Origin of the sequence: Pseudomonas sp. 3MA1 (genome assembly GCF_029237275.1) — a bacterium.
GTDB lineage: Bacteria > Pseudomonadota > Gammaproteobacteria > Pseudomonadales > Pseudomonadaceae > Aquipseudomonas > Aquipseudomonas fluorescens_AP.
The window spans coordinates 118,412-141,843 of sequence record NZ_JAACFX010000015.1 but is presented as its reverse complement, the minus strand read 5'-3'; the positions used below and the strand labels follow the sequence as shown (position 1 = coordinate 141,843).

General features: G+C 66.4%; 16 protein-coding genes. 3 read left to right on the top strand and 13 right to left on the bottom strand.

Features of this window, described 5'->3' with window-relative positions:
- Window positions 1–255: 255 nt before the first annotated feature.
- The 10 genes from GWQ44_RS28350 to GWQ44_RS28305 form a co-directional block, all read right to left on the bottom strand.
- The gene (locus tag GWQ44_RS28350) at window positions 256–882 is read right to left on the bottom strand and encodes a glutathione S-transferase (RefSeq protein WP_275928835.1); all 627 of its coding nucleotides are present in this window, start codon (window positions 880–882) and stop codon (window positions 256–258) included.
- Entirely contained in the window at window positions 879–4,520 is a 3,642-nt protein-coding gene (locus GWQ44_RS28345) for an AAA family ATPase (protein ID WP_275928834.1), read from the bottom strand. The genes GWQ44_RS28350 and GWQ44_RS28345 overlap by 4 nt, the downstream gene beginning before the upstream one ends.
- A complete protein-coding gene (locus GWQ44_RS28340; RefSeq protein ID WP_275928833.1) occupies window positions 4,517–5,761 on the bottom strand; it encodes an exonuclease SbcCD subunit D C-terminal domain-containing protein in 1,245 nt (414 codons plus the stop codon). The genes GWQ44_RS28345 and GWQ44_RS28340 overlap by 4 nt, the downstream gene beginning before the upstream one ends.
- 94 nt (window positions 5,762–5,855) lie before the next feature.
- A complete protein-coding gene (locus GWQ44_RS28335; protein WP_275928832.1) occupies window positions 5,856–7,493 on the bottom strand; it encodes a BatD family protein in 1,638 nt (545 codons plus the stop codon).
- Window positions 7,490–9,229, bottom strand: a complete 1,740-nt coding sequence (locus GWQ44_RS28330) for a VWA domain-containing protein (protein WP_275928831.1) — start codon at window positions 9,227–9,229, stop codon at window positions 7,490–7,492. Before GWQ44_RS28330 ends, GWQ44_RS28335 begins: the two co-directional genes overlap by 4 nt.
- Entirely contained in the window at window positions 9,226–10,302 is a 1,077-nt protein-coding gene (locus GWQ44_RS28325) for a VWA domain-containing protein (RefSeq protein ID WP_199011208.1), read from the bottom strand. Before GWQ44_RS28325 ends, GWQ44_RS28330 begins: the two co-directional genes overlap by 4 nt.
- Window positions 10,295–10,789, bottom strand: coding sequence for a DUF4381 domain-containing protein (locus GWQ44_RS28320; RefSeq protein WP_275928830.1), 495 nt, complete (start codon window positions 10,787–10,789; stop codon window positions 10,295–10,297). The genes GWQ44_RS28325 and GWQ44_RS28320 overlap by 8 nt, the downstream gene beginning before the upstream one ends.
- On the bottom strand, window positions 10,786–11,727 hold the full coding sequence (locus GWQ44_RS28315) for a DUF58 domain-containing protein (protein ID WP_016966180.1): 942 nt from the start codon (window positions 11,725–11,727) through the stop codon (window positions 10,786–10,788). Before GWQ44_RS28315 ends, GWQ44_RS28320 begins: the two co-directional genes overlap by 4 nt.
- Window positions 11,728–11,732: 5 nt before the next feature.
- The gene (locus tag GWQ44_RS28310; RefSeq protein WP_003218556.1) at window positions 11,733–12,692 is read right to left on the bottom strand and encodes a MoxR family ATPase; all 960 of its coding nucleotides are present in this window, start codon (window positions 12,690–12,692) and stop codon (window positions 11,733–11,735) included.
- A 303-nt stretch (window positions 12,693–12,995) separates the two neighbouring features.
- The gene (locus GWQ44_RS28305; protein WP_016966181.1) at window positions 12,996–13,352 is read right to left on the bottom strand and encodes a hypothetical protein; all 357 of its coding nucleotides are present in this window, start codon (window positions 13,350–13,352) and stop codon (window positions 12,996–12,998) included.
- A 554-nt stretch (window positions 13,353–13,906) separates the two neighbouring features.
- Here GWQ44_RS28305 and GWQ44_RS28300 point away from each other — a divergent pair.
- A complete protein-coding gene (locus GWQ44_RS28300) occupies window positions 13,907–18,766 on the top strand; it encodes an NAD-glutamate dehydrogenase (protein WP_047304109.1) in 4,860 nt (1,619 codons plus the stop codon).
- Between the two features lie 97 nt (window positions 18,767–18,863).
- Here GWQ44_RS28300 and GWQ44_RS28295 read toward each other — a convergent pair whose 3' ends face one another.
- The 3 genes from GWQ44_RS28295 to GWQ44_RS28285 all read right to left on the bottom strand — a co-directional run bounded on the left by GWQ44_RS28295 (window position 18,864) and on the right by GWQ44_RS28285 (window position 21,965).
- Window positions 18,864–19,586, bottom strand: coding sequence for an META and DUF4377 domain-containing protein (locus GWQ44_RS28295; RefSeq protein ID WP_275928829.1), 723 nt, complete (start codon window positions 19,584–19,586; stop codon window positions 18,864–18,866).
- Between the two features lie 404 nt (window positions 19,587–19,990).
- Entirely contained in the window at window positions 19,991–21,355 is a 1,365-nt protein-coding gene (locus GWQ44_RS28290; protein ID WP_177435218.1) for a hypothetical protein, read from the bottom strand.
- 295 nt (window positions 21,356–21,650) lie between these two features.
- A complete protein-coding gene (locus tag GWQ44_RS28285) occupies window positions 21,651–21,965 on the bottom strand; it encodes a hypothetical protein (RefSeq protein ID WP_047304112.1) in 315 nt (104 codons plus the stop codon).
- 127 nt (window positions 21,966–22,092) lie between these two features.
- On the opposite strand from GWQ44_RS28285, the gene GWQ44_RS28280 reads away from it, so the two are divergent.
- Together GWQ44_RS28280 and GWQ44_RS28275 are read left to right on the top strand one after the other, a co-directional pair.
- A complete protein-coding gene (locus GWQ44_RS28280) occupies window positions 22,093–22,866 on the top strand; it encodes an STN domain-containing protein (protein ID WP_275928828.1) in 774 nt (257 codons plus the stop codon).
- Complete coding sequence (locus GWQ44_RS28275) at window positions 22,863–23,408, top strand: RNA polymerase sigma factor (protein ID WP_016967055.1); 546 nt, start codon at window positions 22,863–22,865, stop codon at window positions 23,406–23,408. The genes GWQ44_RS28280 and GWQ44_RS28275 overlap by 4 nt, the downstream gene beginning before the upstream one ends.
- Window positions 23,409–23,432 lie beyond the last annotated feature (24 nt).

The window sequence follows — 23,432 nt, the reverse complement described above, 5'->3', positions numbered from 1 at the left end:
GAACCTGCCTCGACCCATGCTCACTCACGATCTCGAAATCCGAGGGCACCGCGATCTGAGGCAGGTAGAAATTAGCTTACAAGGGCATGCCGAGCCTAGGCGAGGCACCGAGTGGAGGGGCAGAAGCGTTTTGCTTACTTTTGCGCTTTTCAAAAGTGAGTCGCTGTAAGAGCGAAACCGCCAGCGGCCGTGACCGCAGCAACGGATATGTACTCCATCAACAGGCTATACCCGCCCCCAAAAAGCCTCCCCAAATCAAGCCAACGACTTAGCCATGACCCCACCAAACAACGGCGACTCCAGCCACTCCCGCAACCACCTCTGCAAAGCGCCATAGGGCGCCTGCGCAAACCACTCCCGATCCACATGGGCAAACTGCCGGACAAACGGCAGCAACGCCATGTCCGCCAGGCTCGGATGCTCCGCCAGCAGATACCGCTGCTCCTGCAGCAACCCATCCAGGCGCGCCAGAAACACCTCGCCCTGGCCCCGGTAATGCTCCATGGGCGCTTCGGGATAGCGCTCGGCGTACTTGTAGCGATTGAGGTGCACCTTGAACACCTGATCGTTCTCGGCAATCAGCGCCGCGATCCGCGCCTGGGCCGCCGGGTCCGCGCTCAGCCGCCAGTCCTCGGGGTCATGCTGCTCCAGCGCCCAGTGCATGATCTCCAGGCTCTCATCGATCACCCGGCCATCCACCGCCAGCACCGGCACCGTGCCCTTGGGCGACAGAGCCAGCATCTCGGCCGGCTTGGCCTTGAGGCTGACCTCGACGATCCGCACCGGCACTGCGGCATAGCTCAGGGCCAGTCGCGCGCGCATGGCGTAAGGGCAGCGGCGGAACGAGTAGAGGGTCGCCCCAGGCGTTGCTTGCGTGCTCATTTCACCTCCAGGGTGCTCAGGCCATTGCCCTGGCGGCTGACCTGGATCTGCACCGGAATCCGTTCGTGCATCTCTTGCACGTGGGAAATCACCGCCACTTTGCGCCCCTGGGCCTGCAGGCCGTCGAGGGCGTCCATGGCCAGTTGCAGGGATTCGGGGTCGAGGCTGCCGAAGCCTTCGTCGATGAACAGCGACTCGATCTTCAGGGTGCTGGAGGCCATGGACGCCAGTCCCAGGGCCAGGGCCAGGGACACCAGGAAGGTTTCGCCACCGGACAGCGAGTGCACCGAGCGCAGTTCGTCGCCCATTTCGGTGTCCAGCACCAGCAGGCCGAGCATGCTGCCGCCGCGCTTGAGGCGGTAGCGGCGCACCAGTTGGCGCAGTTGGGCGTTGGCGTGGTGCACCAGCAGGTCGAGGTTGTAGGCCTGGGCGATCTTGCGGAACTTGTCGCCTTCGGCCGAGCCGATCAGGGCGCTGAGCCGGGCCCAGCGCTGCCACTCGCCGTAGGCCTGTTCGAGCTGCTGGTTCAGGGCCTGGTTGGCGTCCTGGCGGCGCTGGTCCTCGCTTTGCCGGGCGCGCAGGTCGGCGACCTGCTGTTCGCTGGCCTGGGCCTGCTGCTGCAACGCCTCCAGGGCCTGGGTCAGTTGTTCGGCGGCGAGGTTGCCGTTGTGCTGGGCCTGATGCTGTTCCAGGCGCTGCTGGCGCTCTTGCAGCAGGACCCTGGCTTGCTCGATGGCCTTGTCGTTGGCCTGCAGGCGCTGGCGCAGTGCCTGGATCTGCTCCTCATCCAGTTGCAGCAGCTGTTGCAGGCCGGTGTCATCCAGCTCCGGGTGCTGGGCGCGCCATTGCTCGATGCTGGCCGCCAGTTGCTGCTGTTCGCTGTCCAGGGCTTGTTGGCGTTCTTCCCGGGCCTTGAGGGCCGCCCCCAGTTCGATGGCTTGCTGGTGCAGTGCCTGCTGTTTTTGTTGCGCCTGGGCCAGGGCCTGGCGCGCCTGTTCCACGGCCTGTTCCAGGTGCTGTTGCCAGTGCTCGGCGCTGGGCTGCTGGCCCAGCAGTTCGGCCAGTTTGTGCTGGCAGGCCTGTTGCTCTTGGTGCTGGGTTGTGAACTGCTGCTGCGCTTCGCTCAGTTGCTGCTGGCGGGTCAGCTGGCGGTCCTGTTGTTTGTCCAGGGCCAGTTGGCGTTGCTGCTGTTCCTCGATCTCTTCCTGCTGCTCGCGCAGTTGTTCGATGCGCTGCAGCACTTGCTGGTCGAGTTGGAGGAAGGTGTTGGCCGGGTCGCGGCGCAGGCCGTCGAGGACCTCGGCCGGCAGCAGGCTGGCGAAGTAGCTCAGTTCTTCTTCCAGGCGCTGGCGGTCGGCGTTGAGTTGCTGCTGTTGCTGGTCCAGGTGCTGGGCCGCCTGCTGGCTGGCGTCGATGGCGGCTTGCAACTGGTTTTGCAGGCGCGCGGCGTCCTTTTGCAGGGTCAACAGGGCGCCCTGGCGGCTTTCGTCCTGGGTGATGCTCTGTTGCAGTTGCTCCAGTTGCTGATGCAGCCAGGCGTCACGCTTGGGCGGCTCCTGGTCCAGCAGGCTGGCGCTCAGCGGGTGGGCTTGCAGGCTCGGGGCCAGGGCCTGTTGCTGGATCGCCAGCTGTTCCTGCTGCTGGAGGAACTCCTTCTGCTGGGCAATCAGCCCCTGGACCTGGGCCCGCAGTTCGTTGAGCTGTTCCTTGAGGCCGTCCACCGCCTGGCGGGCGTTGGCTTCTTCGCTTTCGTCGTGGCGCCCCAGGCTTTGCAGCAGGGCTTCGGGCTGGTGATAAGGGTGCTCGACGCTGCCACACACCGGGCACGGCTGATCGTCCTGCAACTGGGCGCGCAACTCCTCGACGCTGGCGCTGCGGGCCAGGCGCTGACGCTCCAGCAGGGCCTGGGTGACGCTCAAGGTCTGCTCGGCCACGGCCAGTTCGGCCTTGGCTTGCAAACCGGCCCGGTTCAAGGCCTCGCGCTGGCTGGCCACGGCCTGTTGCTTGTCTTGCAGGGCCTGGGCGCGCTGTTGCAGTTCCTGGTGCTGGGCCCAGAGCCGGCCCAGTTCCTCGAAGGCGCGCTGCTGTTTGCGGTTGTCCTGGAGCAGGGTGCCGAGCAGTTGGATCTGCTCGGCTACTGCTTGCGGCTCGGCCCCGGCTTCGCTGTACAGCAACTCCAGGTGCGCGCGCTGTTCGCTCAGTTGCGCGGCGGCGCTGGCGGCACGCTGTTCCAGGGCCGGCAGCTCGGCCTGGCCCTGGTGCAGGCGATTGCCCACCAGCATCAGCTGTTGCAGGCGTTCGCGGTAAGCGTTCCAGGCTTCGCTCAAGGGGGCGAGGGCGGCGCTGTGGGCCAGTTGCCCGGCGATCAGTTCCAGGCGTTCAGCCACCCGGCGCTGCTGTTCCAGCAGTTGCTGGATTGCCTGCTGGCCTTCGGCGCAGGCTTGTTCGGCGCGGGCACGTTGTGCTTCGGCCTGGCTCAGGCTTTGCCCCAGGCGCTCCAGGCTGGCCTGTTCGGCAAAGGCTTGGCGCAGCAGCGGCGCGCTGGCGCTGTGCTGCTCCTGGGCCTGGGACAAGGCGCTATCGGCCTCCTGCAATTGCTGTTGCAGGTGCTGTTGCTGCTGGTTCAGCTGGCCTTGTTGTTCGACCTGCTGCTGGATCTGCAGGCGCAAGGGCGGCAACGTGGCCTCAAGCTCCGCCATGCGCAAAAACTGATGCCGCTGCGGCGCCAACTGCTCCAGGCGTTGCAGGCGCAGGCGCTCGGGCGCCAGGGCCTGGGCTTGCTGCTCGGCGGCCTGCAACTGCTCGGCGGCGTCTTGCTGCGCTTCCTGCCATTGGCGCAGTTCCTTGAGCCAGCTGTGCTGGGCTTCCAGCTGCTTGAGCTGGGCCTGCTGGGTCTTGAGTTGCTGCTGGGCCTGGCTCAGTTGCTGTTCCAGCTCGGCCCGGGCTTCGGGCTCCAGCGGGCTGATGCCGCTGGCCTGGGCCTGGAGCGCCTTGTGGGCCTCGTCGGCTTCCTTGCTCTTGCTGTAGGCGCGGCGCCCCAGCTGGCTGTAGACGGCGGTGTTGGTGAGCTTTTCCAGCAGCTCGCTGCGTTCCTTGTCGTCGGCCTTGAGAAAGGCGCTGAACTCGCTCTGGGCCAGCATCACGGCGCGGGTGAACTGCTCGAAGTTGAGCCCCAGCCTGGATTCGATCAGCTGTTCGTAGTCGCGCTTGCTACTGGCCAGCAATTGATTGCTGTCCAGATCGGTGAGGCTCTGCCGGCTGGCTTGCAGCTTGCCGTTGGCCTTGTCGCGGGCGCGGTTGGTTTCCCAGCGGGCGCGGTAGCGGCGCCCGTCAATGCCGACAAAATCCACTTCGGCGAAGCCGCTGCCGGTGCCACGGCGCAGCAGGGTGCGGGGGTCGCCGGTGGAGATATCGCTGTCGACCTCGGGAACCTTGTTTTCCTTGGCGATCTTGTTCAGCCGCGGCACCGCGCCGAACAACGCCAGGCACAGGGCATCGAGCAGGGTGCTCTTGCCGGCGCCGGTGGGCCCGGTAATGGCGAACAGCCCGGCGCTGGCCAGGGGCTCGGCGCTGAAATCGATCTCGAACGGGCCGGCCAGGGAGGCCAGGTTCTTCAGGCGGATGGCCAGGATCTTCATGGCTGTTCCCCTTCTTGCTGTACGTCCTGCAACAGCAGGGCGAAATCCTTGAGGGTGGCGTCGTCCACCTCGTTGGCGTAAGCGTCGCGCCAGGCGCGGCGGAACAGTTCTTCGGGGCTCAGTTGATCCAGGTCGATCAGCTCGGCGCCGGCGTCTTCAGCGTCGCGTCCGCCGCTACCGGCGTACTCGGCGGCGATCCGCACCAGGCGCACGGCCTTGCCTTGCAGGGCGTTTTCCACCTGCTGGCGCAGGTCTGGCTGCGGCTCGTCCAGGCGCACCCGCACTTCCAGCCAGGGCTGGCGCTGTTCTTCGGCCAAGAGGTCGATGTCCGGCAGCTCGCCGAGCTGGGTCAGGAGCTCACCCAGGGGCGCCGGGCCCAGGCGTTGCAGGTTCACCGCCCGGGGAATCAGCCGCGGTTCGACGCTGACCAGGGTCTCGCCGTCCAGGCGCACATCGAGGATCTGGTGCTGATAGCCGATCTCGGAAAACGACAGCGGGATCGGCGAGCCGCTGTAGCGGATGCGCTGCTCGCCGTTGACCTTCTGCGGCTTGTGCAGGTGGCCCAGGGCCACATAGCTGATGTCCGCGCCGAACAGGCTGGCGGGCAGGGCCTCGGCGTTGCCGATGATCAGGCTGCGCTCGGAGTCCTCGGACACCGAGCCGCCGGCCATGTGCGCGTGGCTGATCGCTACCAGGGCCTGACCCGGCTGGCGCTTGGCGTTGGCCGCGGCGATCAGCCATTCATGCACCTGGGCGATGCCCTTGAGGTAGTCGTCGCCCAACTGCCGCCCGGTGACTTCCGCCGGCCGCAGGAACGGCAGGGCCAGGCACCAGGCAGCGATCTGGCCGCTGGCGTCGGGCAGCGGCAGCAGCAGGCGCTCGGCGTCCAGCTGGCCGTCGTCGAGCCACAGCACCCGGCCCAGGGCGTGGGTGCGCAGGCGACGCATCAGCGGCGCCGGCAGCTCGATGCGCGAGCCGGAGTCGTGGTTGCCGGCGATCATCACGATGGTCAGCGCCGGTTGCTGTTCGTGGGCGCTGACGATGAAGTCGTAGAGCCGCTCCTGGGCTTTGACCGGCGGGTTGACGGTGTCGAAGATATCGCCGGCGATCAGCAGCACATCGGGCTGCTCAGCGTTGAGCTGGCGCAGCAGCCACTCCAGAAAGCAGGCGTGTTCGAAATCGCGTTCCTGGCCGTGGAGGTTCTGGCCCAGGTGCCAGTCGGAGGTGTGAAACAGACGCAAGGCAAACTCCAGGAAAAGCAGCTACGAGCTGCAAGTGGCAAGCGGCAAGCTCAAGCGAATCTTGGCGCTTGAGGCTTGCAGCTTGCGGCTGCTGTTATTTGGGGTAGAGCGGCGGCAGGCTGGTGGTGTCGGTCAACGGGTCCTGGACCCGTTCGTTGATGGGGATGGCGCGGATCGCCCGCCACAGTTCCTCGCCTTGCCAATACTGGCCGGTTTCGCTGTAGAGGGCGCCGTTGAGGCCGTCCAGGGCATCGGACAGCGGGATGAAGCGCGCCGCCATGTCGGCCAGGGTTTCCGGTTGCTGGCGCGCCCAGGCGTCCAGGGCCTGGCGGGTGGTCTGCGGGTCGTTGGCCTGGCAGGCGCGCTTGAGGTCGTCCAGCAGCGAGCGTGGGCTCGGGCCGGTCTGGGTGGCGCGCAGCACCGCCGGTTGCGAGCGGGCCCGCCACCACAGGCCAAAGCCCAGCAGGGTGGTGCAGGCCAGCAGCAGGGTGCTCAGTTGCCAGGGCCAGAGCGGGCCATCGTCGCCGCCGACCTGGGGCGTGCCGGCCGGGGTGTCCACCACCAGGCTCGGGTTGTTCGCCACCTGCAGGCTGCGGGCCGGCAGGCGGGTGAGCTCCAGGCGCTCTTGCTGGGTGTTCCACCAGGTCACTTCCAGGCCCGGCAGATTCACTTCGCCGGTGCGGGTCGGCACCAGGGCCTGGCGTTCTTCGCGAATGCCCAGCAGGCCCTGTTCAACGTGCTGGTTGCTCAGTTGCGGCTGATCCGGGTAGCTGCGCAGGCCGTTGACCTCGGGCTGGGGCAGGGGCGGCAACTGGGTGCTGGACAGGCCTTCGGCGCGCAGGGTCAGGCTGCGGGTCAGGGAGTCGCCGACCTGAGGATGGTCGGGCTCCGGGCTCCAGCTTTCGGTCAATTCCAGGTGGCGCGCCGGCAGCCAGGGAAGGTCGGCGGGATAGCCGGCGGGCTTGCCCAGTACCTCCAGGCTCATGGGCTCGGAACTCACATGGATCAGCTTGCCGGGCTTGGGGGCCTGGGACGCGGCGTCCTGGTCGTTGCCCGGGTTGGCCAGGGTGGCGCTGAAGGTCAGGGCCGGGATCTGCAATTGGCCGCTGCGCTGGGGGTACAGGGCGTAGCGCATCTCGATCACCCCGTGACGCACGCCATTGATGAGTTTTTCGTAGGTGCGCGGCTCGCCCAGTTGCTCGACCCGGGCATCGTCGAGTTGCAGCGGGCTGAGGTTGCTGTCGTCGAACAGTGGCACCGAATGGTAGATGTGCAGGGTCAGCAGGGCCTGGGCCTGGACGTAGACCTTGGGCTGGTCGAGTTCGGCCTTGATGAACACCGGCTCCAGCCGGGCGTCCTGATCCTGGGGCGTGCCGGCGTTGACTTGCAGGCTCAGGGCCTGGCTGTGCAGATTGCCCAGTTGCAGCGGGGCAATCTCCAGGGTGCCGAGCTGGCGCGGCAGCAGGGTGACGATCCAGCGGGTGCTGGCGTGGTTGTCGCCCAGGCTGTTGAGCTGGTTGACCTGGCGTGTGCCGCGCACTTCGAACTGACGGTCCAGGGGGCTGAGGTCGGGCTTGCCGAACTGGGTCACGTCGCTGGACTCCAGGGTCAGCTCGACGGTTTCCCCGGCGTTCACCTGGCTGCGGTCCAGGCTGGCGGACAGCCCGGCAGCCTGGGACGAGGCCGTCCAGAACGCGAGGGCTAGCAGAAGGGCAGCGGTGCAGCGGGTCATCGAGTTTTTCCCTGATCCTGATGTTGTTGCTGTTCGTACCAGAATTTACGTCTCAGCAGTTCCCCCGGATCGTCCGGGATCTTGCGCAGCCATTGTTCCAGCGCCTGCTGGTGTTCGGCGTCCAGGCTGTCCTGGGCCGGGCGCAGCGGGGTGGTGGTGTGCTGGTCGTCCAGTTCGCTGCCGGGCACCTCGCTGTGGCCGTTGCTCGTTGGCGGCGCGGCCGTGGCTTCGCCGCTTTCGGCCGCGGTCTGCCCGGTGTTGTCCGGGGCTTCTCCGCCGGGGGGCGGCTGGGTCGCGGCGCCGCTGGGCCCGGCGTTGTTGCTGTCGTCGCTGTCGGGGTTCTGCGGCTTTTGCGGCGCTGCCGGCGGGGCGGCCTGCTGCTGTTGCAACAGGCTTTGCACCAGGGCCTTGTTGTACAGGGCCGGTTGCAGGTCCGGCTGGCGTTCCAGGGCTTGCTCGTAGGCGTCGATGGCCGCTTCCAGTTCGCCGCTGCGGGCCAGGGCATTGCCGCGATTGTAGTGGGCGCGGGCGTCGTTGCCTTCGGCAAAGCGCTCGGCGGCGGCATTGTAGTTGCCGGATTCGTACAGGGCCACGCCTTGCCATTGCGGGTCCTGGAAATGCCGCGCGGCTTCCGCCGGGCGCTGCTGCTCCAGCAGCCGTTGGCCCTGCTGGTCGGGACGCAGCCACAGGTCTTGCAAGTCGAAGGCGTAGCTCGGTTGCGGCGCGGCCAACAGCAGCGGCAGGCAGAACAGCCAGCCCCGACGCCCGGCGCAGGCAGCCAGCAGCAACAGGGGCAGCAACAGCCAGTAGCCCTGGTCGGCCCAGGTGTCCAGGCGCAGGGTCTGGCCGTCGTTGCGCAATCCCTGGGGGCCACCGAGCAGGCCCAGGCCCTTGAGGTCACTGTCATCCAGGCGCGCCTGCCGGTAGCGGCCGCCGACCTCGCCGATGAACTGCTTGAGGTCCGGGCTGTCCAGGCGCGACACCAGGATCGCTCCCAGGTCGTCCTTGAGGTAGCTGCCGTCTTCCAGGGTCACCGGGGCGCCGTCGCGACTGCCCAGGCCCAGCATCAGCAACTGCGGCGCGTCACCGCCGAGGGCCTGGCGGATGCCCTGGCGTTCCTGTTCGCTGAGGGACGAGGCCATCAGCAGCACCCGACCCTGGCCCAGGGCGCCCTGGTCCAGCAGCTTGAGGGCCTTGAGCAGGGCCAGGTCGGCGCGCTGGCCGGGCTGGGGCATGATCGACGGCTTGAGCGCGTCCAGCAGGTTGCGACTGGTGGCCAGGTCATCGGACAGCGGCACCAGGGTGTGGGCGCTGCCGGCATAGACCACGATCGCGGTCTGCGCGTCGCTGCGCGCTTGCAACAGGTCCAGCAACTTGTGCCGGGCCTGCTCCAGGCGATTGGGTGGCACGTCGTTGGCGAGCATCTGCGGGGTCAGTTCCAGCAGCACCACCAGCGGGTCGGCGGGTTTCTGGCTGGTCTGTTCCACCCGCTGCCAGCTGGGGCCGAGCAGGGCCAGCACCGCCAGCAACCAGGCCAGCCCCAGGGCCACCCAGGGCAGCTTGCTTTCGCGGCCGTTGCCGCCGCTGAGCAGGGCGGCGTGAAAGGCCGGGGGCAGGATCATCTGCCAGCGTCCGGCACGCTTCTGCCGGTGCCAGAGCTTCCACAGCAGCAGCGCCAGCAGTGGCAGTACCAGCAACCATCCAGGCCGGAACCAGTGGGGCCAGAGACTGATCATCGCCGCCTCCGCAAGCGCAGGCGCTTGAGCCGCTGGCGCCAGTCATGGGCAGGCAGCAGGAAGTTCGACTCGGTGAAGAAGCGCTGCAGCGGGTTGTGCGGCCAGCGCTCGCGCAGCACCAGCAGCACGCTGAGCAGCAGGGCGACGGCCAGCGGCCAGTGGTACAGGGCCTGGGCCGGGCGCGCCTGGGTCGGTTGCTGGGCCACCGGTTCCAGTTGGTCGAGGGTTTCCTTGATGGCCTGCAGCTCCTGGCCGTCATGGGCGCGGAAGTAGCGCCCGCCGGTGACTTCGGCCAGCTCCTTGAGCGCCGGTTCGTCCAGGTCCAGGCTCGGGTTGAGCCCCAGTACCCCGAGCGTGGCGCTGTCCTGCGGGTCGGCGCCGATGCCGATGGGGTAGATCTTCACCCCTTCCGCGGCGGCCAGCCGGGCGGCGGTGATCGGTGCGATCTCGCCGCCGTTGTTGGCGCCATCGGTGACCAGGATCAGCACCCGGCTCTGCGCCGGACGCTGGCGCAGGCGCTTGAGGGCCAGGCCGATGGCGTCGCCGATGGCGGTGTTCTTGCCGGCGATGCCGATCTTCGCTTCATCCAGCCAGATGCGCACCGTGCGCCGGTCGAAGGTCAGCGGCGCCTGCAGATAGGCCTTGCTGCCGAACAGGATCAGGCCGACCCGGTCGCCCTCGCGGTGTTCGAGAAAGTCCCCCAGCAGGTGCTTGACCAGGCTCAGGCGGCTGACGTCTTCGCCCTGCCACTGCATGTCGGGAAAGTCCATGGAGCCGGACACGTCCACCGCCACCAGCAGGTCGCGGCCGCTGGCGGCCACCGGCAGCGGTTCCCCCAGCCATTGCGGGCGGGCCGCGGCCAGCAGCAACAGGACCCAGAGCAGAATGAAGCGTGCCTGCTGGCGCCAGGCCGGCAGGTGGGCCCGGGCCCGGCGCCTGGACAGGCCTTCCAGGTCACTGAGAAAGCTCACCTTCAGCGCCGGCTCGCCGCTGTCGGCCACCGGCAGCACCAGGCGCAGCAGCCAGGGCAGCGGCAACAGGGCGAAGATCCACGGCCAGGCGAACTCAAACATGCTTGCGAATCCAGGTGTCCACCGCCTGGGTCAGGCCGGCGATGGCTTTGTCGTCGAGCTTGCACTCGGGCTTGTAGGCGCCTTCGACCAGCACCATCCAGCGGGTCAGGCCGGCGGCCGGGCAGCGGTTGTCGAGAAACGCCAGCCACTTGCGGCCATTGAGGGTGTGGCTCTGGCTGTAGGGGTAGTGGTTGCGGCACAGGCGCTTGAGCAGGGCATTGAGGGCCTGCAGCCAGGCGCCGGCCGGGGCGCCGTCATAGGGTTTGGGCAGCAGCGCCAGTTCCGCCAGGGCGGCCAGGCGCACCGGGTCCAGGGGCTGTTCGCTGCGGGCCTGGGAGGCCTTGCGCGACCATAGATGACGCCAACGCCAGATCGCCAACCCGAGCAGTGGCAGTAGCAGCGCCAGCGCCCACCAGCCCGGGGCCGGTGGCCACAGGCCGATATCGGGCGGCGGCAGCAGCGGTTGCAGTTGTTCCAGGCTGCTCATCGGCCGGCTCCGGGGCGCTGCGGATTGAGGTACTCGCGCAATTGCTCGACCATTTCGCTCTGGGTGCTCAGCGGCATCAGCAGCACCCGCAGCTTTTGCGCCAGGCGTTCCCAGCGGGCGATGCGCGCCTCGCTCTGGGTCCGGTAGGCCTGGCGCAGTTCGTAGTTCAGGGTGTCCAGCTCCAGCTGCGCGCCGCGTTCGGCAAAGCGCAGCAGGCCGGCGGCGGGCAGGGCGTGGTCGAGGGGATCGGACAGTGGCATCAGCAGCAGGTCGCAGTGGCGCGACAGCAGGCTCAGCTGTTGCTCGGCGGCGTCGCTCAAGGCGCGCTCGTCGCAGATCACGATCACCAGGCTGCCCGGGCGCAGCACTTCACGCCCGCGCAGCAGCGCGGTGCCCAGGGCATCGCGCTGGGGCTGGGCTTCGCTGTGCAGCGACTGGTTGACCCGCACCAGGCGGTTGAGCAGTTGCAACAGGCTCTGCTTGCTGCGCCGCGGCTTGATCTCGTAGTGCTCGTCGTCGCCGTAGACCAGGCCGCCGACCCGGTCGTTATGACCCAGGGCGGCCCAGCCGATCAGGCTCGCGGCCTGGGCGGCGAGCACCGACTTGAACATCAGCCCGGAGCCGAAGAACAGCTGGCGGCTCTGCTCGACCATGATGAAGATCGGCCGCTCGCGCTCCTCGTGGAACAGCTTGGTGTGGGGTTCCTGGGTACGCGCGGTGACCCGCCAGTCGATGGTGCGCACGTCGTCGCCGGCCTGGTAGACCCGCACCTGATCGAAGTCCACGCCGCGCCCGCGCAGCTTGGAGTGGTGCAGGCCGATCAGCGGGCTGCGCTGGCTGGGGGTGGAGAACAGCTGCACCTCGCGCACGCGATGGCGCATCTCGATCAGCTCGCCGAGGGTGATGCGAATGCCGGGTTCGGCGATGGCTTGAGTCATGGAGATCAGGCGACGGCAACGACGTCGAGGATGCGCTGTACCACACGGTCCTGGTCGATGCCTGCCGCTTCAGCCTCGAAGGACAGAATGATGCGGTGGCGCAGCACGTCGAACAGCACCGCCTGGATGTCTTCCGGGCTGACGAAATCCCGGCCGGCGAGCCAGGCGTGGGCCCGGGCGCAGCGGTCCAGGGCGATGGAGCCGCGAGGGCTGGCGCCGTAGGCGATCCACTCGGCCATTTCCGGGTCGAACTTGGCCGGGGTGCGGGTGGCCATCACCAGTTGCACCAGGTATTCCTCCACCGCGTCGGCCATGTACAGGCCGAGGATTTCCTTGCGCGCGGCGAAGATCGCCTGCTGGCTGACCCGGCGCTCGGGCTTGGTTTCGCCGTTCAGCGCTTCGCCCCGGGCCTGCTGCAGGATCCGGCGCTCGACGGCGGCGTCCGGGAAACCGATCTTGACGTGCATCAGGAAGCGGTCGAGCTGGGCTTCGGGCAGCGGGTAGGTGCCTTCCTGCTCGATGGGGTTCTGGGTCGCCATCACCAGGAACAGCGGCGACAGTTCATAGGTGCTGCGCCCGACACTGACCTGACGCTCGGCCATGGCCTCCAGCAGCGCCGACTGGACCTTGGCCGGGGCGCGGTTGATTTCGTCGGCCAGCACCAGGTTGTGGAAGATCGGCCCTTGCTGGAACACGAAGCTGCCGGTTTCCGGGCGATAGATCTCGGTGCCGGTGATGTCGGCGGGCAGCAGGTCGGGGGTGAACTGGATCCGATGGAATTGCGCTTCAATGCCTTCGGCCAACTCTTTGATGGCCTTGGTCTTGGCCAGCCCCGGAGCGCCCTCGACCAGCATGTGGCCGTCTGCGAGCAGGGCGATGAGCAAGCGCTCGATGAGTTTTTCCTGGCCGAGAATCTGCGTTGAAAGAAAGGTTCGCAGCGCCAAAAGCGCTTCACGATGTTCCATCGGTGACTGTTCCTGGAGAGGGTGCACCCCGGGCGTGGAAATAACGTCGGGGCTGGGGGCGATACTTTAATCCATAGCGGGGGTCGGCGACTAACGGGGAAAACCTGATTTAGCCAATTAGTCGAAAAAAATCCGTGTTTTATTCAGCCCCACGCGCCACACCCCGGCAGGAGCCGGCGCGGTATTGAGGTTCTGGTAGGAGCCGGCAAGGTTTGCGCTGGAGCCGAAGACGCCTTCGCTGGCAAGCCAGCTCCTACGGGCGGGTGCGGTGTTGAGGCGCCTACCGGGAAAGGGCGGTGTCGCTCAGGACAGCTGGCTGATGTAGGTGCCGGTGCCCTTGAGGATGTTCTGCAGGGTCAGCTCCACTTCGGGAAGGTCGGAGGCGGCGGTGCTGTGGCGGATTTCCAGGTGGTCGGCGCCGTTCAGGGCGTCGGCATCCGCCGCGGCGATTTCGATCAGCAGGGTGGTGGGGCTCAGGGTGACTTTCACCCCATCGAGGGTCGAGGGTTCGCCGTCGAGGGTGATTTCCAGCTCGTCCTCGTCCGGGTAGCGGCTCATCAGGAACATCTCGCCCTGGCTGCTGTGACAGCAGAGCATGGCCATGTTGTCTTCTTCGTCGTCGCAGGGGTTGGCGATCAGGTGGGCGGTGGTCATCAGCATGGTGGCATTCCTGGGGCTGGGGCCGGCAGCGGCCGGACGGTGCAAAAAAGGAAACAATTCTGCCAGCCCGGGGGAATTTCTGCTGGCCTGTCTGTCTGAGAACAGGTCGCGAACGCATCCGCTCCGGCCGTCGATTTTGGTACGCAAGTACCCTGAAGCCGGGGAAAAACCCTGGTTTTTCCCCGCTGCCTGCTAGTGTTGTTCAGGGCATGACCGCCCGGTTGCGTGCCGTTGACCGAATATGTCGCAGCATCGCAAGCAGCTGTCGCGTTTCACTCGTTAAGCTGCGCAGCGGACATTTTGTTCTCAAGTGCAATGGGTTGCGTCTGATTTGTGATGGTCACCTGTAAAGGCATTGCGCGGCACGCCGGCGCCAGTCGTTTTTGCAGATGCCCATCCCGGGAAGGTGAATGTGACCTGCACGTCTCGTCCAGCTTCATCCACCTGGCATCCTGCGACCTCTGCCCGAGACCAGGAGCAGGATGCACCACCGCCCCGCAAGGGGTTTGCACGCGACGCTACCATCAATAACAAGCCCAAGCGGAGTACCACAGATGGCGTTCTTCACCGCAGCCAGCAAAGCCGACTTCCAGCACCAACTGCAAGCGGCACTGGCGCAGCACATCAGTGAACAGGCACTGCCACAAGTGGCGCTGTTCGCTGAACAATTCTTCGGCATCATTTCCCTGGACGAACTCACCCAGCGTCGCATGTCCGACCTGGCGGGCTGCACCCTTTCTGCCTGGCGCCTGCTTGAGCGCTTCGACCACGCGCAACCGCAAGTGCGCGTCTACAACCCCGACTATGAACGTCACGGCTGGCAGTCGACCCACACCGCGGTGGAAGTGCTGCATCACGACCTGCCGTTTTTGGTAGATTCGGTACGCACCGAACTCAACCGTCGCGGCTACAGCATCCACACCCTGCAGACCACCGTGCTCAGCGTGCGCCGCGGGAGCAAGGGCGAGCTGCTGGAAGTCCTGCCCAAGGGCACCCAGGGCGAGGGCGTGCTGCAAGAGTCGCTGATGTACCTGGAGATCGACCGTTGCGCCAATGCCGCCGAACTCAGCGTGCTGGGCAAGGAGCTGGAGCAGGTGCTGGGCGAAGTGCGCGTGGCCGTGGCCGACTTCGAGCCGATGAAGGCCAAGGTCCAGGAACTGATCGAAAGCATCGACAACAGCCAGTTCGCCATCGCCGCCGATGAAAAGGCCGAGATCAAGAGCTTTCTGCAATGGCTGGTGGGCAACCACTTCACCTTCCTCGGCTATGAAGAATTCGTGGTGGGCGTCGACCAGGACGGCGGGCATATCGACTATGACCCAAGCTCCTTCCTCGGCCTGGCCAAGCTGCTGCGCGCCGGCCTGACTGCCGAAGATCTGCGCATCGAAGACTACGCCGTCAACTACCTGCGCGAACCGACGCCGCTGTCGTTCGCCAAGGCCGCGCACCCGAGCCGCGTGCACCGTCCGGCCTACCCGGACTTCGTCTCGATCCGCCAGATCGACGCCGACGGCAAGGTCATCAAGGAATGCCGCTTCATGGGCCTCTACACCTCCTCGGTGTACGGCGAAAGCGTGCGAGTGATTCCCTACATCCGCCGCAAGGTCGAAGTCATCGAGCAGCGCTCGGGCTTCCAGGCCAAGGCGCACCTGGGCAAGGAACTGGCCCAGGTCCTGGAAGTGCTGCCCCGGGACGATCTGTTCCAGACCCCGGTGGACGAGCTGTTCAGCACCGTGATGTCGATCGTGCAGATCCAGGAACGCAACAAGATCCGCGTGTTCCTGCGCAAGGACCCCTACGGTCGCTTCTGCTACTGCCTGGCCTACGTGCCGCGCGACATCTATTCCACCGAAGTGCGGCAGAAGATCCAGCAAGTGCTGATGGATCGCCTGCAAGCCACCGACTGCGAGTTCTGGACCTTCTTCTCCGAGTCGGTGCTGGCCCGCGTGCAGCTGATCCTGCGAGTGGACCCGAAACAACGCATCGACATCGACCCGCTGTTGCTGGAAAAAGAAGTGGTGCAGGCCTGCCGCAGCTGGCAGGACGACTACGCCAGCCTGGTGGTGGAAAGCTTCGGCGAAGCCCACGGCACCAATGTGCTGGCGGACTTCCCCAAAGGCTTCCCGGCCGGCTACCGCGAGCGTTTCGCCGCCCACTCGGCGGTGGTGGACATGCAGCACCTGCTGAGCCTGACCGAAGCCAACCCGCTGGTGATGAGCTTCTACCAGCCCCTGGGCCAGGTGTCCGGCCAGCGCGAGCTGCATTGCAAGCTGTACCACGCCGACACCCCGCTGGCGCTGTCCGACGTGCTGCCGATCCTGGAAAACCTCGGCCTGCGCGTGCTGGGTGAGTTCCCGTACCGCCTGCGCCACAACAATGGCCGCGAGTACTGGATCCACGACTTCGCCTTCACCGCCGCCGAAGGCCTGGACCTGGACATCCAGCAGCTCAACGACACGCTGCAGGACGCCTTCGTCCACATCGTCCGTGGCGATGCCGAGAACGACGCCTTCAACCGCCTGGTGCTGACCGCCGGCCTGCCATGGCGCGACGTGGCGCTGCTGCGGGCCTATGCCCGCTACCTGAAGCAGATCCGCCTGGGCTTCGACCTGGGCTACATCGCCAGCACCCTGAACAACCACACCGACATCGCCCGCGAGCTGACCCGGTTGTTCAAGACCCGCTTCTACCTGGCGCGCAAGCTCACCAGCGAAGACCTGGAAGACAAGCAGCAGCGTCTGGAACAGGCGATCCTCAGCGCCCTGGACGACGTCCAGGTGCTCAACGAAGACCGCATCCTGCGTCGCTACCTGGACCTGATCAAGGCCACCCTGCGGACCAACTTCTACCAGACCGACGCCAACGGCCAGAACAAGTCCTACTTCAGCTTCAAGTTCAACCCGCACCTGATCCCCGAGCTGCCCAAGCCGGTGCCCAAGTTCGAGATCTTCGTCTACTCGCCACGGGTTGAGGGCGTGCACCTGCGCTTCGGTAACGTGGCTCGCGGCGGCCTGCGCTGGTCCGACCGTGAAGAAGACTTCCGTACCGAAGTCCTGGGCCTGGTAAAAGCCCAGCAAGTGAAGAACTCGGTGATCGTGCCGGTGGGCGCCAAGGGCGGCTTCCTGCCCCGTCGCCTGCCACTGGGCGGCAGCCGGGACGAGATCGCGGCCGAGGGCATCGCCTGCTACCGCATCTTCATCTCCGGCTTGCTGGACATCACCGACAACCTGAAGGACGGCGCCCTGGTGCCACCGGCCAACGTGGTGCGGCATGACGGCGACGACCCGTACCTGGTGGTAGCGGCGGACAAGGGCACCGCGACCTTCTCCGACATCGCCAACGGCATTGCCATCGACTACGGCTTCTGGCTCGGCGACGCCTTCGCCTCCGGCGGTTCCGCCGGTTACGACCACAAGAAGATGGGCATCACCGCCAAGGGCGCGTGGGTTGGCGTGCAGCGCCACTTCCGCGAGCGCGGGATCAATGTCCAGGAAGACAGCATCACCGTGGTCGGCATCGGCGACATGGCCGGCGACGTGTTCGGCAACGGCCTGCTGATGTCCGACAAGCTGCAACTGGTGGCGGCGTTCAACCACCTGCACATCTTCATCGACCCGAACCCGGATCCGGCCACCAGCTTCGTCGAGCGCAAGCGCATGTTCGAGCTGCCGCGTTCGGCCTGGACCGACTACGACACCAGCATCATGTCCGAAGGCGGCGGCATCTTCTCGCGCAGCGCGAAGAGCATCGCCATCTCGCCGCAGATGAAAGAGCGCTTCGACATCCAGGCCGACAAGCTGACCCCGACCGAGCTGCTCAACGCCTTGCTCAAGGCGCCGGTGGACCTGTTGTGGAACGGCGGTATCGGCACCTACGTCAAGGCCAGCAGCGAAAGCCACGCCGATGTCGGCGACAAGGCCAACGACGCCCTGCGGGTCAACGGCAACGAGCTGCGCTGCAAAGTGGTGGGCGAGGGCGGCAACCTGGGCATGACCCAGCTGGGTCGCGTCGAGTTCGGCCTCAATGGCGGCGGTTCCAACACCGACTTCATCGACAACGCCGGTGGCGTGGACTGCTCCGACCACGAAGTGAACATCAAGATCCTGCTCAACGAAGTGGTGCAGGCCGGCGACATGACCGACAAGCAGCGCAACCAGCTGCTGGCCAGCATGACCGACGAAGTCGGCGGCCTGGTGTTGGGCAACAACTACAAGCAGACCCAGGCCCTGTCCCTGGCCGCGCGCCGTGCCTACGAGCGTGCTGCCGAGTACAAGCGCCTGATGAGCGACCTGGAAGGCCGTGGCAAGCTGGACCGCGCCATCGAGTACCTGCCGACCGAGGAGCAGCTCAGCGAGCGCGCCGCGACCGGCAAGGGCCTGACCCGTCCCGAGCTGTCGGTGCTGATTTCCTACAGCAAGATCGACCTCAAGGAAGCCCTGCTCAAGTCCCTGGTGCCGGATGACGACTACCTGACCCGTGACATGGAGACCGCGTTCCCGCCGAGCCTGGTGGCCAAGTTCTCCGAAGCCATGCGTCGCCATCGTCTGAAGCGCGAGATCGTCAGCACCCAGATCGCCAACGACCTGGTCAACCACATGGGCATCACCTTCGTGCAGCGCCTGAAGGAGTCCACCGGCATGAGCCCGGCCAACGTCGCCGGTGCCTACGTGATCGTGCGGGACATCTTCCACCTGCCGCACTGGTTCCGTCAGATCGAGGCCCTGGATCACCAGGTCTCGGCCCAGGTGCAACTGGAACTGATGGACGAGCTGATGCGTCTGGGGCGTCGGGCCACTCGCTGGTTCCTGCGCAGCCGGCGTAACGAGCAGGATGCCGCGCGTGACGTCGCCCACTTCGGTCCGCACCTGGCGGCCCTGGGCCTGAAGCTCGACGAGCTGCTCGAAGGCCCGACCCGCGAAGGCTGGCAAGCCCGTTACACCGCCTATGTCGAAGCCGGGGTTCCGGAGTTGCTGGCGCGCATGGTGGCAGGCACCACCCACCTGTACACCCTGCTGCCGATCATCGAGGCCGCCGATGTCACCGGCCACGATGCCGCCGAAGTGGCCAAGGCCTACTTCGCCGTGGGCAGTGCCCTGGACCTGCCGTGGTACCTGCAGCAGATTAGCGATCTGCCGGTGGCCAACAACTGGCAGGCGGCGGCGCGCGAAGCCTTCCGTGATGACGTGGACTGGCAGCAGCGGGCGATCACCATCAAGGTCCTGCAACTGGCCGATGGGCCGGCAGACATGGAAGCCCGCGTGGCCCTGTGGCTGGAGCAGAACGCGAGCATGGCCGATCGCTGGCGCTCGATGATGGTGGAAATCCGTGCCGCCAGCGGCACCGACTACGCCATGTACGCGGTGGCCAACCGCGAGCTGCTGGACCTGGCCATGAGCGGTCAGTCGGTGCTGTAACGGCCTGACCCCGCGCAGAAGCAAAAAAGCCCCGTATCGCAAGATACGGGGCTTTTTATTGGCCTGGCGGTTGATCCCGGCAGGCGGGTGGCGCGTCTCAGTGGGCCGCCGAAGCGTCCTGCTCGACCACCATGTCCAGCACATAGACCGTGGACGGGGCGTCGGCCGGTGGGTTCTTCCATTCGTATTGTTTGACCCGCAGCACGTTGCGCACGCCGTCCTGGTGCTCATAACCCTCGATGGACTGGTACAGCGGGTGCCAGGTGTCCTGGGTCGGCAGTTGCAGGCCGGCCTCGTCATAGCGCCGCTCGCGCACTTGCAGGCACTGGACGTTGGGGATCAGCGGGTGGCTGCACTGGACGGTCTTGGCCGCCACTTCCAGAAAGCGCGTCTGGCCCTGGCTGCCGTAGCGGGTTTCCGGGGTCGGCTGGCCCTCGAACTTCAGCAGGGTGCCGTCTTGGGCGGTCAGTTGCAGGGTTGGCGTGGCCTGGTCGCCGCCGAAGGTGGTGCGCAAGTCGCCCTTGAACAGGCGGCCGATCTCCCGATCCAGGGTCATCAGGCCGGGTTCGCAGGCCATCAGGGTCGAGGCCAGGGGCTGCACCTTGAGCCGGCCGTTTTCATGCTCGAAGCCGCCGAACTGGCGGTTGCAACCGCCGCTGATGCTCAGGTTCTGCCCGACGAAGGTCAGGCGCAGCGGACGCTTGATGCCCGGCTCCAGGCTGGCGACGGGCTTGCCCGCCGCATCGCTGGCCGCGACCAGCTGCCAGTAGTAGGCGGACAGTGCAGGCTGGGCGCTGACGGAGGCGCTGCTGACGGGCATGGAAGGACCTCCTGCAGGAGTGGTGGAGGCCGGAGTGCAGGCCTGGAGCAGGGCGGCACAGACGGATACGAGGAGGATGTTCTGCTTCATGGTTCGCTCTTTCAGCCTTGAGGGAAAAGGGCCTGCCGCACGGGCGGCAGGCCAAGGCCGGTAACCTGTGGCCGTCAAGCATTCGTGCACTGCGCGGCGCCGCCACCTGGGCTGCCGGCCGCCGCACGAGCTGTGCCGTTACCGATTGCGATGTGACAGCACTGTGCCAGTTCCGTTGCATGCTCGGAGGGGCTCGTGAGTGTTACAAAATCTTGCACGATGCCGGTCAACGGCGTGGCTCGCTGCCGGTCGAGCCTGGCGGGCCTGGACGGGGCCGCACCGCGGCTGCGGCGACGACCCGCTGGACGCCCGCCTTACCAGAACCAGTAAGGCAGGAATTTGGGGGTGGGCTCGTTGGCCAGCTCCAGGTGATAGGTGATGGCGTTGAAGAAGAACCCGTCCAGCAGGAGGAAGGCCGCTACGCCGAATGCCAGGACGATGACCTCGTAATGCCGGTGTCCGGCGTATTGCCGGGTGATCCAATGGCGCACGCCGCTGAGCACGGCAAAGCTTGCGAACACCCCGGCGAAGTTGGGCTGCAAGGGCCGGGCGGCGAAGCTGTTGTAGCCCAGCACCAGCAGCGCCAGGATCGCGCCGATGGCCGGCAGGTTCAGGCACAGGCGCAGCAGGCGTCTGCGGGTGGCGCTGAACACGCCGTTAGGGTCGATGAAGATATAGGCCGCCAGCAGGGAAATGGCCGGGGTGATGGACAGCACGTAGCGCGCCTTCTTCGAGTTGGGAATGGTGAAGAACACGATCAGCACCACGAACCAGGCCCCCAGGTGCAGCAGCAGGCGCGGCGCCGACTGCGGCGGGGCGCTGAGCCACTGGCGACCGCTTCTGGCTATTACGCACAGGGCGTAGAACGCCGTGAAGCTGTAGGTGAGCAGCCCGGCGCTGAAGTAGAAGTAATAGCGCGGCGAGTGATCGCTGGCGATCCGCCCCAGGCCCTGCATCTCCAGCACTTCCTGCATGAAGGCGTCGCCGCCCTGCACGTGGGCGGCCCAGGCCAGCAGGGCGACCCCGGCGGCGAACAGCAGGCCGCTCACCAGTGAGAAGCCGACCAGGGTCCGCCACTGCCGGCTCAGCAGGTAGTAGGTGCCAACCACCAGCGCCGGGCCGATCATGCCGATCGGGCCGCGCAGGGAAAAGCCCAGGATCAGGCCGAGGAACACCAGCGCCAGGCGTCCGCGCTGCTGCTTGAGATCGGCGGAGTAGGCCAGGTAGAAGCAGCCCGCGGTGATCAGCGCCGGGTAGATGTCCAGGGCCAGGGAGTTGACGCTGTCCAGAAAGGCCCAAGTGAACAGCGCAAAGAGCACGCCGCAGACGCCCCATTTCTGCTCATGCAGGGCCCCCAGCTTGTAGATGAACACCAGCATCAGCGACGCGGCGATGCAGAACGGCAGGCCCATCGACAGCACCGACAACTGGCCGAACGGCAGCGAGGCCAGATAGACCAGCACCGTGTTGACAACGGTGTAGTCGGGATAGGGCTGCAGATCGTCGGCGATGGGGAACAGCGTCATGCCGTGCTGCAGCATGTAGTCGGCAAAGTCGACGAAGCGCGTGGTGTAGTTGAGCACTGCCGGCTTGTACTGCAGCGCCATGAACAGCGCGAGGGCGATCAGGAAGATGCTTTGGCAGGGTCGTTGCAAGATCAGTTTTTTATAGCTTTCCATGCTTCCAACATGCAAAAAAACGCCAATGATACGGCGGCCGGCAGGCGTTTGCCATCCGTCCGTCATGCTCGGGGCCTTTATCGGTAAGGGCTTCAAGGCACGAGACTCTAGCCCGACCGCGGTTAACGCCCGGTATACGGATCGCGCCTGATCCAGGGAAGGGGCGGCACAGTGCGCGATTGGCCAAAGGGCCGGGGGCGCCCGCGGCTTGCGCCGCTGCCCAGGCCCGCAGTGAGGCCCAGTAACGGGCCCGCAGGCGCTCACCGGCCTGGCCGCCCGCGGCCCTCGGCGCCGCTCAAGGCCGTTGCGGCTTGACCGAGGTGCCGAAGGTGTTGCCCATGCGCACGCTGGTGGCCGCCGGGGTCGACAGCCCGACCTGGTTCGGCGGGCGCTTGTTCAGCGGCGCGTCCATGGCCTGCTGGTTGGCCTGGGCCGCCTTCACCGCGTCCGGATCGTTGCCCATCTGTTTGCTCAGGCAGTTGTAGTCGGGGGCCTTGTAGCCGCCGACGCTGACTTCCACGCAGCCCTCGCTGGCTTCCTCGGCCTGCAGCGTCCAGGGCAGGGCGCTGAGCAGTAACAGGACAGCGGTGTAGCAGCTTGAACGTTTCATCCTGGCCTCCTGGCTGGCCCGCGGAATCGGGCCTCGATGGCCGCCGAGTGTAGTGCAAAGTCCGGCCCCGGACCGTGATGGTTTTTTTGCCGTGGCCGTCACACCAGATTCATAAATTGGCCTCAGGATGACGCTTTTCAGGGATTGGACGCTCGTGCAGCAACGCAGCGCGCAGGTCGGGCGGTGGACTTCATTGCACAGGGGCTTGGCGACCTGTGTGCTGGGTCTTGTGCTGCTGGCGCCGCTGTTTTTTTCCGGGGCGCACGCCGCGCCTGAGGGGCCGCCCCGGGTGGATTCCCAGGCAGTGCTGGAGCTGGAGATTCCGGCCCAGGACCTGGCCCAGGCCCTGGAGCGCTTCAGTCGCTTCACCGGGATGGCGGTGCTGGTGGACCAGGAGCTGACCCGGGGCCGGCGTTCGGTGGGAATCAAGGGCCGCTTCAGCGCTCGCGACGCGTTGACTCGCCTGCTGGCGGGCACCGGCCTGATGGCGCGTTACGCCCGCAGCGACGCGTTCACCCTGCAGGTGCCGCCAGCCTCGGCGCCGGCGGCGCCCCAGGGCGTGAGCGGGGCGCGGGCGACGCGGCTCAACAGCAGTTACGCCAGCGCCGTGCAGCAGGCGGTGGAGCGCAGCCTGTGCGCTTCGCGGTTAACCCGGCCCGGTGGCTTCCGCGCCTTGCTGCAACTGTGGATCGGCGCCGATGGCGTGGTGCAGCACAGCCGCCTGGTGAGCTCCACCGGCGATCTGCAACGGGACGAAGCCCTGGTGCAGCGCCTGGCGGCAACCCGGGTCGAACGCCCGGCCCCCAGCTCGCTGCGTCAGCCGCTGACCTTACTCTTGATACCGGACACAACAGGGAAACGCATGGACTGCAAGGAATGGGAAGGAGCTTCCGGGGTATGAAAAATACCGGACACAGTACGATGGTCAGGCTGTTCCTGACGTCCTACGAGGACTTTCGGGCGCGCTTGCGCAGGCGCCTGGGGTCCGAGGATCTGGCCAACGACGTCCTGCATGAAACCTACCTGCGGGTCGACCGCATGGAAGAGCCGCCGAACCTGCTGCAGCCCAATGCCTACCTGTACCGCATGGCCCTGAACATCGCCGCCGATCGGCGCCAGTCCGACGCCCGCCTGCTGACCGGCGAGGAGGTCGAGGAGCTGCTGCAGATCGCCGACGACGCCCAGGACCCGTCGCGGGTGGTGGGTGGGCAGAAAGAAATCCAGACCCTGCTCAAGGCCCTCTACGAGTTGCCGGCGCGGCGGCGCAAGATCTTTATCGCCGCGCGCCTGGAAGAGGCGCCGCACCTGGAAATCTCTCAGCGCTTCGGCATTTCCACACGGATGGTGGAGAAGGAACTCAAGGCCGCCCTGGGACATTGCGCCCTGCGCCTTGAAAGAAAAGTCATTCAGCGGTTCGGTCCCGGGGCCGGAAAACCGTCCTAGACAAGAGTCCCTGATCAATCCGTG

What these genes read in the sequence shown, in the direction of transcription:
- GWQ44_RS28280 (WP_275928828.1), top strand. Translation starts at nt 22,093, where the DNA reads ATGACGCTTTTCAGGGATTGGACGCTCGTGCAGCAACGCAGCGCGCAG.
- GWQ44_RS28345 (WP_275928834.1), bottom strand. Translation starts at nt 4,520, where the DNA reads ATGAAGATCCTGGCCATCCGCCTGAAGAACCTGGCCTCCCTGGCCGGC.
- GWQ44_RS28350 (WP_275928835.1), bottom strand. Translation starts at nt 882, where the DNA reads ATGAGCACGCAAGCAACGCCTGGGGCGACCCTCTACTCGTTCCGCCGC.
- GWQ44_RS28295 (WP_275928829.1), bottom strand. Translation starts at nt 19,586, where the DNA reads ATGCCCGTCAGCAGCGCCTCCGTCAGCGCCCAGCCTGCACTGTCCGCC.
- GWQ44_RS28320 (WP_275928830.1), bottom strand. Translation starts at nt 10,789, where the DNA reads ATGAGCAGCCTGGAACAACTGCAACCGCTGCTGCCGCCGCCCGATATC.
- GWQ44_RS28275 (WP_016967055.1), top strand. Translation starts at nt 22,863, where the DNA reads ATGAAAAATACCGGACACAGTACGATGGTCAGGCTGTTCCTGACGTCC.
- GWQ44_RS28310 (WP_003218556.1), bottom strand. Translation starts at nt 12,692, where the DNA reads ATGGAACATCGTGAAGCGCTTTTGGCGCTGCGAACCTTTCTTTCAACG.
- GWQ44_RS28305 (WP_016966181.1), bottom strand. Translation starts at nt 13,352, where the DNA reads ATGCTGATGACCACCGCCCACCTGATCGCCAACCCCTGCGACGACGAA.
- GWQ44_RS28300 (WP_047304109.1), top strand. Translation starts at nt 13,907, where the DNA reads ATGGCGTTCTTCACCGCAGCCAGCAAAGCCGACTTCCAGCACCAACTG.
- GWQ44_RS28285 (WP_047304112.1), bottom strand. Translation starts at nt 21,965, where the DNA reads ATGAAACGTTCAAGCTGCTACACCGCTGTCCTGTTACTGCTCAGCGCC.
- GWQ44_RS28315 (WP_016966180.1), bottom strand. Translation starts at nt 11,727, where the DNA reads ATGACTCAAGCCATCGCCGAACCCGGCATTCGCATCACCCTCGGCGAG.
- GWQ44_RS28290 (WP_177435218.1), bottom strand. Translation starts at nt 21,355, where the DNA reads ATGGAAAGCTATAAAAAACTGATCTTGCAACGACCCTGCCAAAGCATC.
- GWQ44_RS28335 (WP_275928832.1), bottom strand. Translation starts at nt 7,493, where the DNA reads ATGACCCGCTGCACCGCTGCCCTTCTGCTAGCCCTCGCGTTCTGGACG.
- GWQ44_RS28330 (WP_275928831.1), bottom strand. Translation starts at nt 9,229, where the DNA reads ATGATCAGTCTCTGGCCCCACTGGTTCCGGCCTGGATGGTTGCTGGTA.
- GWQ44_RS28325 (WP_199011208.1), bottom strand. Translation starts at nt 10,302, where the DNA reads ATGTTTGAGTTCGCCTGGCCGTGGATCTTCGCCCTGTTGCCGCTGCCC.